The organism is Halopseudomonas salina (assembly GCF_008641105.1).
This window is the reverse complement of record NZ_VTTI01000006.1, coordinates 340,249-354,580: the sequence shown is the minus strand read 5'-3', so window position 1 is coordinate 354,580 and position 14,332 is coordinate 340,249. Positions and strand designations below refer to the sequence as shown.

The following is a 14,332-nucleotide window of genomic DNA, read 5'->3' as shown; positions in this document are numbered from 1 at the left end:
CAAAATGGATTCCCGCCTTCGCGAGAATGACCGGGGTGAGAATTGCAGGTTGAGCGCACAGCCTGGCAGGGTGGGAGCGGGCGCGCCGACTTAAATAAACAAGCAAACAATAAAAAGCCCCGATTCCAATCCAGAACCGGGGCCTTTCAAACAATCAACAAAGCGTAGTATCAGATCTCGACCGCCAGGCTGTCCGCAATCTTCTTCTGCCAAATCGCCGGCCCAGTGATATGTACCGACTCGCCCTTGGTATCGACCGCCACGGTTACCGGCATATCCTTGACCTCGAACTCATAGATAGCTTCCATACCCATCTCAGGGAAAGCCAGCACCTCCGCCTTCTTGATCGCCTGAGCAACCAGATAAGCCGCACCGCCAACCGCCATTAGATAAACCGCCTTGTAATCCTTGATAGCCTCGATCGCAATCGGACCACGCTCAGACTTCCCGATCATGCCAAGCAAGCCGGTCTCATCCAGAATCTGGCGGGTGAACTTGTCCATACGGGTCGCAGTCGTAGGACCAGCAGGCCCGACCACCTCCTCGCGAACTGGATCAACAGGCCCAACGTAGTAAATAAAGCGGCCCTTCAGATCGACCGGCAGCTTCTCACCGTTGTTGAGCATCTCGACCATACGCTTGTGGGCCGCATCACGGCCGGTCAGCATCTTGCCGGAGAGCAGAACGGTCTCACCGGTCTTCCACTCAAGCACATCCGCTGGCGTCAGCGTATCCAGATTCACCCGACGCACACCGGTACCGACTTCCCAGGTGATATCCGGGTAGGCATCCATCGGAGGCGCCTCAAGCACGGCCGGACCCGTGCCATCAAGTACAAAATGTGCGTGACGAGTCGCCGCGCAGTTGGGAATCATGCACACCGGCAGACTGGCCGCATGAGTCGGGTAATCCTTGATCTTGATGTCCAGAACGGTAGTCAGACCACCCAGACCCTGGGCGCCAATCCCGAGTGCATTGACCTTGTCCATGATCTCCAGGCGCAGCTCCTCAACCCGGTTCTGCGGACCACGCTTGCGCAGCTCGTGAATATCGATGGAGTCCATCAGCGACTCCTTGGCCAGCACCGCCGCTTTCTCGGCGGTGCCGCCAATACCAATCCCCAGCATGCCCGGCGGGCACCAGCCCGCGCCCATGGTTGGAACCGTTTTTACAACCCAGTCAACTATCGAATCGGACGGATTGAGCATGACCATCTTGGACTTGTTCTCGGAGCCACCACCCTTGGCCGCCACATGAAACTCGACGGTGTCACCCGGGACCATCTGGTAATGAATCACCGCAGGCGTGTTGTCTTTGGTATTGGTACGCTTGCCGGCAGGATCGGCGAGGATCGACGCACGCAGCACGTTCTCCGGCAGATTGTAAGCGCGGCGAACACCCTCGTTGATCATATCGTCCAGACCCATGGTGGCATCATCCCAGCGCACATTCATGCCAACTTTCACGAACACCGTGACGATTCCGGTGTCCTGACATATGGGGCGGTGGCCAGTAGCACACATGCGCGAGTTGATCAGAATCTGAGCCATGGCATCACGGGCGGCTGGAGACTCCTCCCGAAGATAGGCCTCATGCACAGCCTGAATGAAATCTACCGGGTGATAATAGGAGATGTACTGTAGCGCATCCGCTACGCTCTGGATCAGGTCATTCTGCTTGATTGCGGCCATGCTGGAGTGGCTCCTCTTCTGGGCGAAGGGCAGTGCGTCGGCATCATAGGGAGCATGATGGGTGAAGACGACGCTGCCAGATTCACGGATAAGCGCCGGAAGGTCCGATAAGCGGACCGACCCTGGCTATTGTGGCTAATCGGGTCGCGCAGTATAACCGAGCAAGTTCGAAGGCGTAATCTCCCAAAGGCCCCAATGCGCATAATCAGCCTGTTCAAACGACCAAAGCAGGTTTACAGTAACAATTAGTATCAAAGTGCCATCATGTAAACCACAAAAATAAAGGGATAGCCTTTCCGACATGGATAGCAATGAATCCAAATTTCAGGCGCTACGGCTGCAAAGGTTCTACCTGGCACAGCTCAGCTACGCTATCACCTACGTAGTTATCGGTGCCGCCTGGCTTGCAGGGCAATACAACGCTAGCGGGGCCATGGCCGCGAGTCACGTTTTGCTCGGCTTCAGCCTGCAGGCCGTCCTTTTCGGCATTCTGAAGAGTGGGCTCAACCTGCGTTTCAAGGATCCCAGCCTGACCAGTTTGCAGATGGTCATCGCCATGTTGCTGCTTACCTATCTGCTCGCTTTCAGCGGAGAGTTTCGCGGCAGCCTGATCATGATCTATCCGATCATCCTGCTTTTTGGCGTTTTTCAGCTATCACGTCGCGCCTTCCTGACCCATGCCGGTCTCGCCCTGATTTTGTATGGCACGCTGATCCTCTTCAATACCTTTCAGGATGACAGTACCCAGGCGCTGACCGTACACCTGCTGGAGTGGTTTGTACTGGCGTGTTTTACCGGCTGGCTAAGCTTCTTCTGTAGCTACATACGCGAGCTCCGCAGCCGTTTGCAACGCCGGCATAACGTGTTGCAAACCCATCAGACAACTCTCCGAGACATGATGGGGCAATTGCAAAGCCTGGCTGATACGGATGGGCTCACCGGCCTGGCCAATCGGCGCTATTTTCTCAGTGAAGCGCGACGGCGCATCACCCTGTTGACCCCGGGCCGAAAGGTCGGGATTGCCCTGATCGACCTGGATCATTTCAAGAAAATCAATGATATCCACGGCCATGCCGCCGGCGATGAAGTCCTCAAGGGCTTTGCCGAGGTCGCTCGTCAGAATCTACGCGAAGAAGACATGGTGGCACGCTTCGGTGGCGAGGAGTTTGTCGTCATGCTCGACAATTCCGACCTCGCTGCGTTACATCAATGCATAGAACGCATTCGCACCTGTTTTGCTGGCACCTGCTATAACGTGGCAGGGGCCGAAGTTTATTGCACTCTGTCGGCCGGCCTGAATCTGGTAAGACCGGATGACAACCTGGAAAAACGTCTGAATCAGGCTGACGAAGCGCTGTACTGTGCCAAAGATAACGGACGTAACCGCTGCGAGGTGTATGAAGAGGCTTATGCCTGAGATACGCATTGGGGATATCGCCATACAGGCCATGGCCGGAGACAACCTGCTCGACACCCTACTCGCCGCCGGGCAGAGGGTGCCCTGGTCTTGCCGCGCGGGACATTGTCAGACGTGTCTGGTGCAGACCCTGGACGGCGCCGTGCCTATCAACGCTGTTAAGGGCCTGAATCCGGAACAACGCGAGTCCGGCTGGGTGCTTGCGTGCCAGTGCCCGGTACTCGAAAACATGCACATCAAGCTCCACGATCCCGCGAGGGACGGGCTTGGCGCAAAGCTGGTATCGACTCATCAGGCAACCGAAAACACATTGATTGTGCGGATAAAGCCGGACCGTCCGCTGCGATTCAAACCCGGGCAACACATGGTGATCTGGCTGGATGAGGCCCTGGGCCGACCCTACTCGATAGCCAGCCTGCCAGATGAAGCGGAATTGACCTTCCACCTGAAGCTGCATCGATTCGGCGCCTTCTCAGACAAAATACAGTCCCTCAAGCCCGAAGACAGAATATACCTTGGCGCTCCCGGCGGTCATTTTCACTACGACCCGGACTGGCAGGATAAACCCCTCCTCCTGCTGGCTGCCGGCACAGGGCTGGCACCCTTGCAGGCAATAGCCCGGCAAGCCTTCGCACTGAATCATCATGCGCCAATACAGCTGTATCACTGGCACGACAAACACGGCTGCTATCTGGAGGGGGCGTTGCGAGACCTGGCAGAGAACCACCCCGATCTCACCCTGCACTTGCGGCCCGGGACCGAACTGGCGGCAGATTTGACACAACTGCGACTTGCCTCGCGATCCACACTGGCGCTAGTCTGCGGACCACCCGCATTTGTCGAACAGGTGCGCAAACCCCTTTTCATGGCCGGTCTGCCAGGCCGGCAGATTATCGACGAAGCTTTTCTCAGCCGCCAGACATGACAGTCCTGGCGGTATTGAACGCCAGGAGTCTGCAATGAGTGAACATCTGTTAGTAGATCGTAGTGAAGCCGTACTGACCTTGAGCATGCACCGGCCCGACAAGAAGAACGCTCTGACTCGCGACATGTATAGCGCGATGGCTGAAGCGATAAATGCCGCACAGTCCGACGATAGTCTGCGCGCGGTCATTATTCAGGGTGACGAAAGCTGCTTTACCAGCGGCAACGATGTAGCCGACTTCATTGACGTGCCTCCTGCCGGACCCAACAGCCCGGTATACGAGTTTCTCAAGGCCATCTGCCATGCATCCAAACCCTTGATTGCAGCGGTAAACGGACCAGCAGTCGGCGTGGGCACAACCATGCTGCTGCATTGCGACCTGGTTTACGTCGCCGACAATGCGAAACTGAAAATGCCCTTCGTCAATCTTGGTCTGTGCCCCGAGGCAGGCTCCAGTTTCCTCTTGCCTCGCTTGCTGGGGCACCTGCGCGCAGCCGAGCTTCTGCTGCTCGGCGAGACCATCAGTGGTCAACGCGCCGCAGAGATAGGCCTTGCCAACCACGCCCTCCCCGCCGGCACGCCCGTACACGAAGCAGCCCGCGCCGCAGCCTTGCGTATCGCGCAACTGCCACCTGGCTCCATTCAGTTGAGCAAAAAACTGTTAAAACAGGGTGTTACGAAGGTGGCAGAGGAAGTGATGGATCGTGAAGGCGACTATTTTGCCGACCTGCTGAAGGGACCGGAAGCACGAGAAGCGCTGAGTGCATTCATTCAGAAGCGCAAACCCGCTTTCGCCTGAGTTCGTATTTTCACAGCTCGGCCATGGGCACTCGTGCAGGATACATATCTGCCTGAGGGCCCTTAGCGCTTGATGTTGAACCACATGGTTACCCAGCGGTTGATCTGACCCCAGATCCGAATCTTCAACCGGTGGCTGAAGGGCAGATCCTTCCATGCGTCCAGGGTCCATTCGTGACTCTCGGAAAAGTCTTTCTCGAAAGTGTCCTGCACCTTTGCAGTCAGATGCCGATCGTGGGCATGCAGATTGGCCTCAAGATTCCAGTGCAGCGACCAATGATCGAAATTGCAGGAACCCAGTGACACCCAATCATCAACCAGCGCGGACTTGAGATGCAGGAAGCGTGGTTGATATTCGAAAATCCGAATTCCAGCCTTGAGAAGACGGCTGTAATAGCGTTGCCCGGCATAACGCACCGGTGGATGATCCATTATCTGGCCGCATAGGAGCAGGCGTACATCGACGCCGCGGCGGGCCGCCTTCTGCAGCGCTCTGCGGACTCTCCAGGCTGGCAGAAAATAAGGGGTAGCCAGCCATACCCGTTTTTCTGACTGGCGCACGCTCACCAGCAGGGCTTGCAGCACCTCGTTGTTAAGGCGTGAATCTAGATGGGCAACGCGTGCCCAGCCTTGCACCCCGGACGGTGGTGGCGGCCGCTTATCCCCCCGATCAACCATCCTCGATGCGGATAACCGCGGGCCATCGGCTTGCTGCCAGGCACGCTCGAATAACATCTGCCAGTCGGCCACTACCGGTCCGGTTATTGCCAGCATCTGATCATGCCAGCGCGTACGACCGCTTTCACTGGCCAGGCAGAATTCATCCGACAGCCCGAACCCACCAATCATCGCCATCTGATTATCAAACACCAGAATCTTGCGATGGTCGCGATGCAGGTTGGCCAGTCCGCGCTTCCACCGCAGAGGGTTGTAGATTCGCAGGTCTACCCCGCCATCCCGTAATTCTGCTCGTTCGGCTTCGGTAAACTCACTGCTGCCCAGATCGTCGAACAGACAACGCACCCTGACGCCGCGACGGACAGCCGCCAACAAGGCTTTTATGGCTATAGCTGTTGCCTCACCCGACTCCACCAGATAAAGCTCTATATCGATGGTGGCCTCAGCTTGGGCTACGGCTTCAAGTATTTTCGGGAAAAAAACCTCCCCATCTACCGCTAGCTCGAACCGGTTGTCTTGTCGCCAGGGGTAAATGGGTACTGTCATATCCCGCCTCTTGTCAGGGAATTCGGTAGTCGTCCTGGTCCAGCAGATCGAGCCCACATTGCAACTGGCTGATCCAGTCCAGAAACGCGGCAATCATAACAGGGCCTACAAATGGCCGGCCGTGTTGCGGCACTATCATCGTGGGCTTGAGCGTACGAATCATGTTCGCCCACAACCTGCAGGCTTTATTGCCAGCCATATAACGCCGATGAAAACCCTCCATGGTGGCTAGATGGACACTGAAATCCTGTACCGGTTCGGCGTCATCCACCATCGAGGCGCCCATATCACCGGAAAAGAGAATGCCGCTAATCGGATCGAAGAACTGCAGATTGCCCACAGAGTGCAGAAAATGCGCAGGCAATGCCTTGATGACCGTTTGCCCCAGGGGAATATTCTGGCCTCTGTCAGGCACGGCAATCATCCGTTCGGTGGTGCTGGTGCCCTCGTTACGCGTCAGGAAGCCCGCCGACAGATGGGGTAGAAAGCGCGCCCAGAGCTTGGAACAGACTACCCGACACCGGGTATGCAGAAACCATTTATCCAGGGACGCGATGATGTCGGGATCCTGGTGGGAGGCAAACACGTAGGTCAGATCACGCAGGGGAATATGCCGGCTCACAGCCATGGAAAGGGGCATGTACGTCAGATCTCCACCAGGATCCAGCAACGCGTGCTCATCGTGATCGATGATCAGAAACTGGTTGGACTGGACGCCATCTCCGGTCACCAGCTGATCAAAGCACAGTACCTTGTGCGGCCCATTATCAAACAGCACCCTGGCTGAACTGTTCATGTCTTGCACCTCGCAACTGAGAAAGTGCCGCCTTTATAAATGAGCAGGGCCGACGGGGTACTGACCTGTATCAACCGGGCGAACCCCTGTCATCCAATCGCAACAGTCCATTCACATCTCTGACACGCCATTGCCATAGCCTCAATCAGGAAACAACCAGAGGCCGACCCGACGGAGGTGCCTGATGTCCAATACCGCGTACGCCACCGAACTATCCCCTGCCCAACACCTTATTGTTGAGCTGGTGCAGGACCCAGAAACGCTTGAAGCCGCCCAGGCCCTGCGTTACCAGGTTTTCAGCGAAGAATGCGGGGCCAACCTGGCCGATGCCGGAAGCCGCCTGGACAAGGATGCTTTTGATCTGCACTGCGAGCACCTGGTTGTTCGCGACCTGATTAGTGGTGAAGTGGTTGCCACTACCCGGCTGCTTGACAGCAAGGGCGCGCAGCGGGCTGGCGGCTTTTACAGCGAAGGCGAGTTCCAGCTGGTCGGCCTTCCGCAGCTTCGCGGTGGTGTTCTGGAAATTGGCCGTACCTGCGTGCATGCTCGCTACCGTAACGGTGCGACCATTTCAGTATTGTGGTCTGGTCTGGCGCAATTGATGAATGAACGCCGCTACGAATACCTGATGGGCTGCGCCAGCGTGAGCATGGCTGACGGTGGCATACAGGCGCAGGCTGTGATGCAGCGGCTCAGGGGCCGGTACCTTAGCCGTGAATGGCTGAATGCAATTCCACGTCTACCGTTGCCCGAGATGGACTTGCCAGAGAACGTGACGGCGCAGATGCCGCCACTGCTCAAGGCCTATATGCGCCTGGGCGCGAAAATTTGTGGCGAGCCCTGCTGGGATCCGGAGTTCAACGTGGCAGATGTATTTATTCTGCTGCGCCGCGAACAGTTGTGCCCGCGCTACGCCCGTCACTTCAAGGCCGGTGAACAGGTGGAAATCAACCGATGAGCGATCCGATGCCGATTTTGCGCCGGCTCTGGCGTATTCCGCTGGTGGTTGGCTGGTTATTGATCGGACTGCTTTTAACCGCTTGCGTCGCAATCGGAGACAGGGTTGCCAGGAATACGACCCAGCGCTACCGCAACAGCCTGACCTGTCTCTGGATGCGCGGCCTGATTGGCATATTACCCCTGCGAATCCACCGTCATGGCACGCCGGCTAAAGAGACAGCACTGCTGGTCAGCAACCACGTGTCCTGGCTTGATATCGTGGCAATCGGTGCCCAGTCACCGGTGCATTTCCTCTCCAAGGCAGAAGTTCGCCACTGGCCGGTTGTCGGTTGGCTGGCCAGCGCCGCCGGAACTCAGTTTATCCAACGCGGCCAGGCCGGTGGGCAGACCCTACATACGCAGTTGCGTGATGCCCTGGAGCAGGGGGAAAGCCTGGTAATCTTTGCCGAGGGCACGACAACCGTAGGTGACCGGGTAAGAGCTTTCCACGGCCGTCTGATGAGTTGCGCCATCGAATCACAAACTCCGCTGCAGCCAGTGGCCATTGCCTACCGGCGCGACGGCCAGCGAGACCTGCTGGCTCCGTTTATCGATGATGATGAATTTTCCAGGCATCTGCTGCGCCTGCTGGGCAGTGCACCGATCGATGTTGAGCTGCATTTTCTGCCACTGGTGCAGTGCCAGACGCACAATCGCAACCAACTGGCTCGCGCAGCTCAGGGCGCGGTGGTTCAAGCACTCGGGCTGGTCGAAACGGGCGAGGTTGTCGCAGCGCCGAGAGTCAGATCCTGCGAGCCCGCGAAGGCGATAACCTGCGGCATGAACGCGAGAAAGTCTGCTTCAAACGCAGCATAGTCACGCTCCAGCTCACCGGCAGATCCCGGCAACGGATTGGTCCTGCGCAGGCGCAGGGAGATATTGTCCAGCGCCCGGTGCAGTGAACCGATACGTGCATAGCTACTCAACCAGTCCTGCTCGGCCATGCGTGAAATGACCGGCCATGCGTTGGCGGGAATGACTTCGCGCTGGGAGAGCAGCAGGCCATACATTTCCCGGGTAAAATCCCTGATCGATTGATCAGTGAACCGGTCCCAGTGTCGAGCCAGCAGATGGTCATAGAACATATCGATCATGATGCCGGCGTAACGTCGGCGTTCGGTAGAGACCCTGGTTTTGCTCATGGCTACTACCGCATGGGCATCGGTAAAGCTGTCGATACGCCGATGCAACCAGATTCCCTGACGCACCCCTAAGGGCAGATCGAGCGTGCCTACCGGCCCACGCACAAAGTCGCCGAGCAGGCTGCCCAGAGCTTGTTCAGGGTCCCGCGGACCCAGAAACAGATGGGCCAGATAATTCATCAGGAACGGGCGAGCTGTTGCTGGAGGTTGGCTATCTGCTCCTTGAGCGTCACGATGGTGCGGTTGATCTGCCTGCGGAAGGCATCTATCGACTGCAAGGCCTCCTGGTTATAGTTCTGCCTCTCTTCCATTTCAGTGCGCAGCACCAGTAGCTCCTGTTCGATATTCGCCCCCGCGCCCTCCTCCGCCAGAGCTTCCAAGCGCTGCGCCAGCGCTGCAGTCGTGCGTGACTGCGATGCCAGTTCACCTTCCAGTTCTTGGAGTTGTGCCAGGCTGTCGTTCAAACCGGCTATCTGATTGGCAATCCCTTCCAGCTGCGTGGCGTTGCCGGCCGCCTGAGCTTCGGCCGTGGTAATCCTGTCTGCCTGGGCAGCAACCAGTTCGGCCAACTCGCCTGTCTGGGTTGTCAGCGTTTGCTGGTTCTCACGTTGCGTTTCCAGCCTTCCGGCAAGTTCGTCGTCCGTTGCATTGGCAGCCTGGATCAAGCGGTCCTGGGCCACTATTCGTTCGGCAAGTTCGGTCAATTGCCGCTGCATCCCCGTGAGCCGCTCCTCGCGGGACTGCTCGGCCACCGTGCGGGAAGATTCGGTAGCGCTCAGCTTGCCGGTCACATCCTGAATACGCCCGGCGGCCTCTTCGCTTATGCGAGCAAAACTGTTCTGCGTGGCGACCAGCTGCTGCTGCAATTTGGTCTGCTGCTGATGACTCCAGTAACCAAAGCCCACCAGAGACAGGGTCAAGGCGCCGCAGAGTGCCCATAGCGCACCCGTTCCTGAATCGCGTGACTCCATCCGGACCGGCGTACGGATATTCTCTACCGCGCGCGCATCCAGCGGATCAGCATCATCGGTTGCCCGGAAGCTGGTAAGACCTTCATCTGGATTGCGTTGTTTCATCTAGCACCTCGCTTGAAATGGACCGACAGCGCCAAAGCCCTGCGCCAGAGCGGTGCAGCGCGCCCCAGAGGGATGCATTGAAGCAACTGAAAATTACTGTTCAAAGCATCTGATAGGCTACAGAGCCGGGGTTTCCGGCCACCCGTCGTATTGGTACGTATTCTGCTTGTTTAGTGCCTGCTTGGCTAGAATCCCGGTATTTACCTGGATCGTCCGCAGGGGGAAGCAGCATGTTTACTGAAGCACAATTCAATCGTTCTACACTGGAATGCATGACTATCCTGCGTCGCCGCCTAAAACAGGAACTGGGCGTGACTATTCGAATGAGCGAAGAAGGGGCGGCCGACGCCATGATTCAGCTCAGCACATCAAGCCAACAGAGCGACATTCGCGAACTCGGTCAGCGTCTCCTGAACATGATCCGGATTGAACCCGAGCCTGAGCAGCCAGCCGCTTTTGGCCAGGGTGCTATTGCCTCCAGGCAACGGCTGATGCAGGGAATAAATACAGCCGAAGCTGCGCCAGCCAGTCGGCCACAAGGTCCATCGACCGTGCGCATCTACCGGGGTCAGGTTGTACGCCAGTGATGGTGTAGCCTCCGTGCTATAGCGCCGCAAAAACAAGCCAACCACAAATCCACTGATTCCCGCTACCTGAATGCCCGAGGGGCAATCTCCGTCCTCTTCTGTTGTCGATATGCTGTATCACATCATGCTCACCACTGGCGCCGGCAGACCCCAGCCGTTACCCTTTGGAGCAAGAAGCCCAGCTTGTGGCATGGCAATTGAAACAGGAATCGACAATGCAGCAATGGATGATTTATGGCGCTAACGGTTACACCGGCACGCTGGTTGCGCGTGAAGCCAAGAAGCAAGGCCTCAGCCCTGTTCTGGCCGGACGCAATCGCGCTGCGGTGAGTAAGCTCGCGACTGAGCTTGGCCTGGAGTACCGCATTTTTGATCTACGCAATGCTGCGGCAGCCGTTGCAGGACTTGAGAGCATGAGCGCAGTCGCCCATTGCGCCGGCCCCTTTTCCGCCACCAGCCAACCCATGATTGATGCCTGCCTTGCCAACCATTGCCATTATCTTGATATCACTGGCGAGATCGATGTATTCGTCGAGGCACAGGCACGACATGCCGATGCAGTAGCGGCAGATATCGTTATATGCCCCGGGGTGGGCTTCGATGTGATTCCAACCGATTGCGTGGCCGCTACGCTGAAAGCCGAACTGCCCGACGCTGATCGCCTCGCACTGGGGTTCGATACTCGCAGCGGATTTTCCCCAGGCACGGCGAAAACCTCGGTTGAAGGTCTCAAGATGGGTGGCAAGATCCGTGAGAAGGACAAGATCCGCAGCGTACCTCTGGCGTGGCAGAGCCGGGAAATCGATTTCGGCAACGGCAGCAAGTTTGCTGTAACTATTCCATGGGGCGATATTGCCACGGCCTGGTACACCACCGGCATCGACAACATAGAAGTATTCATACCGATGGCCCCAAGTGCCGCCGCGCGACTGCGCAAGCTCGATAAACTGCGCCCTTTACTGGGTCTGCCGCCTGTACAGGCACTGTTAAAACGCATGGCGGGCAAACGCGTAAAGGGTCCAGATGTACACCAGCGGGAAAAGGCCCGAACCTATGTATGGGGTGAGGCGCAAAACCGTGCCGGCAAGAAAGTTACCGCCCGAATTGAAACCGCCAACGGCTATGACGTGACGGTCCACGGCGTGCTGATGGCAATCAAACATGTTCTGGAAACGGAAAATGCCCCGGGCTATTTCACGCCGTCGAGGCTAATGGGCGCGCGCTGCGTAGAACGCCTGCCCGGGTCAGGCAATATGACCGTCAGCCAACAGTAACGGGGCCTGGATTATCAGGCAGCGGGTCAGAGCCTCCAGCAGCCTCCCGCCATGACGCCAGTAATGCCAGAACAACGGCACATCCACATGCCGGCCAGGCAGCACTTCACACAACTCGCCGCTGCGCAGCTGTGGTTGTATCTGCAAGGCTGGCACCATGCCCCAGCCCATGCCGGCACACAGCATGCGCACAAAACCCTCCGAGGACGGGCACAGGTGGTGTTGAAAGTCGCCCTTGTGACCAATCTCGCTCAAGAATCGATGCTGCAGTTGATCATCCGGGCCAAATACCACCGCCGGCAGAATGCGTAACACTGCGGCGGGATCACGCAACCCTTGATGCTCTCTGCCCAGGACCGCAGCACTGGCGACCGCGAGATAGCGCATGCTGCCCAGCGGCACGGACCGGGCACCGGCCACTGGCTCTGCCGTGGCGCACACGCACCCGGCGACATCACCCGCGCGCATCCGGCGCAGTACAACCTCCTGGTCATCCGTCACCAGATCCACCAGCATCTGCTCGCGGACACAGAAATCCGCCACAGCGGGCGCCCACCAGGTCGCCAGACTATCGGCGTTCAGGGCGATACGTAGCCGTGTTGGCCCCTGCTCGTCCCCCACCATAGGCAGGTCCTGTCCAAGATCCCGCTCGAGCAACCTCACCTGCTGGGCGTGGTTGAGCAAGCGCTGTCCTGCTGGTGTAGCCAGAGGAGGACTTAGACGCAGCAGCACCGGGGCCCCCACCCTGGACTCGAGCAATTTGATCCGCTGGGAGATTGCCGACTGAGATAAACCCAGCACCTGTGCTGCTCTCTCGAACCCACCCTGCTCCACCACCGCTGCAAGCGCCTCGAGCAGCTTATAATCAAACATTACTTCTCCTTATGCATGATAAGTATTATTTGTTTTTCTTATCACATTTAAGACTGCAAGATCCGTTTTTACTAAAAGGGAGAGCAGTAATGTCAGTCATTGAAGGCTATCTGAACGGTCTATTCGTCGCAGCCGGACTTATTATCGCAATTGGTGCCCAGAACGCCTTTGTGCTTGGCCAAAGCCTGAAACGCGAACATCATTACAGCGCCGCACTGGTGTGCATGGTCAGCGATGCGGTGCTGATTCTTGCCGGTGTTTTCGGGCTGGCAGCATTACTGGAGCATTCGACCCTGGCCATGCAACTCGCCCGCTGGGGTGGAGTGGCTTTTCTCGTCAGCTATGCTCTTCTGGCGTTGCGGCGAGCGTTTTCGCCTCAGGTTCTGCGTGCAGATCAGCAACCGATGAGGTCCCGCCGATCAGTGTTGTTGAGCACCCTGGCAGTAACCCTGCTAAACCCTCACGTGTACCTGGATACGGTAGTGCTGATTGGCGCCATTGGCGCGCAACAGCGCTTTCCCCTGTATTTTGCAGCAGGAGCGGTAAGTGCCTCTATACTCTGGTTCACCAGCCTGGCTGTGGCGGGCGCCCGGCTTGCGCCGTGGCTTTCCAGACCTGCCACCTGGCGTGTGATTGATGGCGGCGTCGCCATTATGATGCTGATTGTTGCCTGGGGGCTGGCCAGGCCTTGAACAGAGCGGCACCAACGCCATACCCACACGGAAGGTGCGTGGATAGCACCGGTTTCAGGTGCTATCATCAAGGCAACCGTGCATTGACAGACGGGCAACGTCCGCAGAAAAGAGGCGTCATCGGGCAGGCATTTATTTACAGCCTGCCGGTAACACACTGAATTCGTAATCCAGGGGTTCTTTTTTACGTTCCCTGATACCTGAAATGGAGACAACACATGGCTTTTGAATTACCAGCACTGCCCTATGAGAAATCTGCTCTGGAACCCCACATCTCGGCAGAGACCCTCGAATACCATTACGGTAAGCATCACAACACCTACGTCGGCAAACTCAACGACCTGATCAAGGGCACTGAATATGCAGACAAGGATCTGGTAGACATCGTCAAGACTTCCTCCGGCGGTGTCTTCAACAATGCTGCTCAGGTATGGAATCACACTTTCTACTGGAACTGCCTGAGCCCCAACGGTGGTGGCGAGCCAACTGGCGAGCTCGCTGACGCCATTAACAAGGCATTCGGCTCCTTCGACAAATTCAAGGAAGAGTTCACCAATACCGCTATCGGTACCTTCGGTTCCGGTTGGGCCTGGCTGGTGAAGAAGCCAGACGGCTCACTTGGTCTAGCCAGCACCATCGGTGCAGGCAATCCTATTACTGCCGGCGAACACCCCTTGCTGACCTGCGACGTATGGGAACACGCTTACTACATCGACTATCGCAACGCTCGCCCGAAGTACCTGGAAGCGTTCTGGAATCTGGTCAATTGGGACTTCGTAGCGAAAAATCTCGCTGCCTGAAGCACCAACCTGCTGTAGCCCTACACCCCGCCCCGTGC

General features: G+C 57.4%; 14 protein-coding genes and 1 pseudogene. 9 read left to right on the top strand and 6 right to left on the bottom strand.

The annotated features are described in order from the left end of the window. Positions 1 to 170 precede the first annotated feature (170 nt). A complete protein-coding gene (locus tag FZF01_RS12510) occupies positions 171 to 1,691 on the bottom strand; it encodes a fumarate hydratase (protein WP_150278506.1) in 1,521 nt (506 codons plus the stop codon). A gap of 301 nt (positions 1,692 to 1,992) precedes the next feature. On the opposite strand from FZF01_RS12510, the gene FZF01_RS12505 reads away from it, so the two are divergent. From FZF01_RS12505 to FZF01_RS12495, 3 genes are read left to right on the top strand one after another with little or no spacing between them, the layout of a single operon-like run. After that, positions 1,993 to 3,108 (top strand): GGDEF domain-containing protein, encoded by a 1,116-nt coding sequence (locus FZF01_RS12505; protein WP_150278505.1) that lies wholly within the window; start codon positions 1,993 to 1,995, stop codon positions 3,106 to 3,108. Then, positions 3,101 to 4,033 carry a 2Fe-2S iron-sulfur cluster-binding protein gene (locus FZF01_RS12500; RefSeq protein ID WP_188434387.1) on the top strand — a complete coding sequence of 311 codons (933 nt, stop codon included), beginning with the start codon at positions 3,101 to 3,103 and terminating at the stop codon, positions 4,031 to 4,033. The genes FZF01_RS12505 and FZF01_RS12500 overlap by 8 nt, the downstream gene beginning before the upstream one ends. A gap of 34 nt (positions 4,034 to 4,067) precedes the next feature. Continuing rightward, entirely contained in the window at positions 4,068 to 4,832 is a 765-nt protein-coding gene (locus FZF01_RS12495) for an enoyl-CoA hydratase (protein WP_150278503.1), read from the top strand. Positions 4,833 to 4,894: 62 nt separating this feature from the next. Here FZF01_RS12495 and FZF01_RS12490 read toward each other — a convergent pair whose 3' ends face one another. Together FZF01_RS12490 and FZF01_RS12485 are read right to left on the bottom strand one after the other, a co-directional pair. After that, the gene (locus FZF01_RS12490) at positions 4,895 to 6,055 is read right to left on the bottom strand and encodes a phospholipase D-like domain-containing protein (RefSeq protein ID WP_150278502.1); all 1,161 of its coding nucleotides are present in this window, start codon (positions 6,053 to 6,055) and stop codon (positions 4,895 to 4,897) included. Between the two features lie 13 nt (positions 6,056 to 6,068). Then, positions 6,069 to 6,851 carry an oxygen-binding di-iron domain-containing protein gene (locus FZF01_RS12485; protein WP_150278501.1) on the bottom strand — a complete coding sequence of 261 codons (783 nt, stop codon included), beginning with the start codon at positions 6,849 to 6,851 and terminating at the stop codon, positions 6,069 to 6,071. A 184-nt stretch (positions 6,852 to 7,035) separates the two neighbouring features. On the opposite strand from FZF01_RS12485, the gene FZF01_RS12480 reads away from it, so the two are divergent. Together FZF01_RS12480 and FZF01_RS19745 are read left to right on the top strand one after the other, a co-directional pair. After that, complete coding sequence (locus FZF01_RS12480) at positions 7,036 to 7,809, top strand: GNAT family N-acetyltransferase (protein WP_150278500.1); 774 nt, start codon at positions 7,036 to 7,038, stop codon at positions 7,807 to 7,809. Beyond that, positions 7,806 to 8,345, top strand: a pseudogene (locus FZF01_RS19745) (lysophospholipid acyltransferase family protein); the annotation flags it as partial. The gene FZF01_RS12480 and the pseudogene FZF01_RS19745, both read left to right, overlap by 4 nt. A gap of 197 nt (positions 8,346 to 8,542) precedes the next feature. On the opposite strand, the gene FZF01_RS19740 reads toward FZF01_RS19745, so the two are convergent. Further along, positions 8,543 to 9,172: an acyl carrier protein phosphodiesterase gene (locus FZF01_RS19740; RefSeq protein ID WP_150278498.1), complete on the bottom strand. Its 630-nt coding sequence runs from the start codon at positions 9,170 to 9,172 to the stop codon at positions 8,543 to 8,545. Continuing rightward, positions 9,172 to 10,068, bottom strand: a complete 897-nt coding sequence (locus FZF01_RS12465; RefSeq protein WP_150278497.1) for a coiled-coil domain-containing protein — start codon at positions 10,066 to 10,068, stop codon at positions 9,172 to 9,174. Before FZF01_RS12465 ends, FZF01_RS19740 begins: the two co-directional genes overlap by 1 nt. 230 nt (positions 10,069 to 10,298) lie before the next feature. On the opposite strand from FZF01_RS12465, the gene FZF01_RS12460 reads away from it, so the two are divergent. Together FZF01_RS12460 and FZF01_RS12455 are read left to right on the top strand one after the other, a co-directional pair. Then, entirely contained in the window at positions 10,299 to 10,655 is a 357-nt protein-coding gene (locus FZF01_RS12460) for a hypothetical protein (RefSeq protein ID WP_150278496.1), read from the top strand. Positions 10,656 to 10,870: 215 nt separating this feature from the next. Beyond that, complete coding sequence (locus FZF01_RS12455; protein ID WP_223825500.1) at positions 10,871 to 11,929, top strand: saccharopine dehydrogenase family protein; 1,059 nt, start codon at positions 10,871 to 10,873, stop codon at positions 11,927 to 11,929. Here FZF01_RS12455 and FZF01_RS12450 read toward each other — a convergent pair. Beyond that, positions 11,900 to 12,802 (bottom strand): LysR family transcriptional regulator ArgP, encoded by a 903-nt coding sequence (locus tag FZF01_RS12450; protein WP_150278495.1) that lies wholly within the window; start codon positions 12,800 to 12,802, stop codon positions 11,900 to 11,902. The two genes, FZF01_RS12455 and FZF01_RS12450, sit on opposite strands and share 30 nt — an antisense overlap. Before the next feature lie 89 nt (positions 12,803 to 12,891). Here FZF01_RS12450 and FZF01_RS12445 point away from each other — a divergent pair, with 89 nt between their 5' ends. After that, the gene (locus FZF01_RS12445; RefSeq protein ID WP_188434389.1) at positions 12,892 to 13,494 is read left to right on the top strand and encodes a LysE/ArgO family amino acid transporter; all 603 of its coding nucleotides are present in this window, start codon (positions 12,892 to 12,894) and stop codon (positions 13,492 to 13,494) included. Between the two features lie 218 nt (positions 13,495 to 13,712). Further along, positions 13,713 to 14,294, top strand: coding sequence for a superoxide dismutase [Fe] (gene sodB, locus FZF01_RS12440; protein WP_150278493.1), 582 nt, complete (start codon positions 13,713 to 13,715; stop codon positions 14,292 to 14,294). Positions 14,295 to 14,332 lie beyond the last annotated feature (38 nt).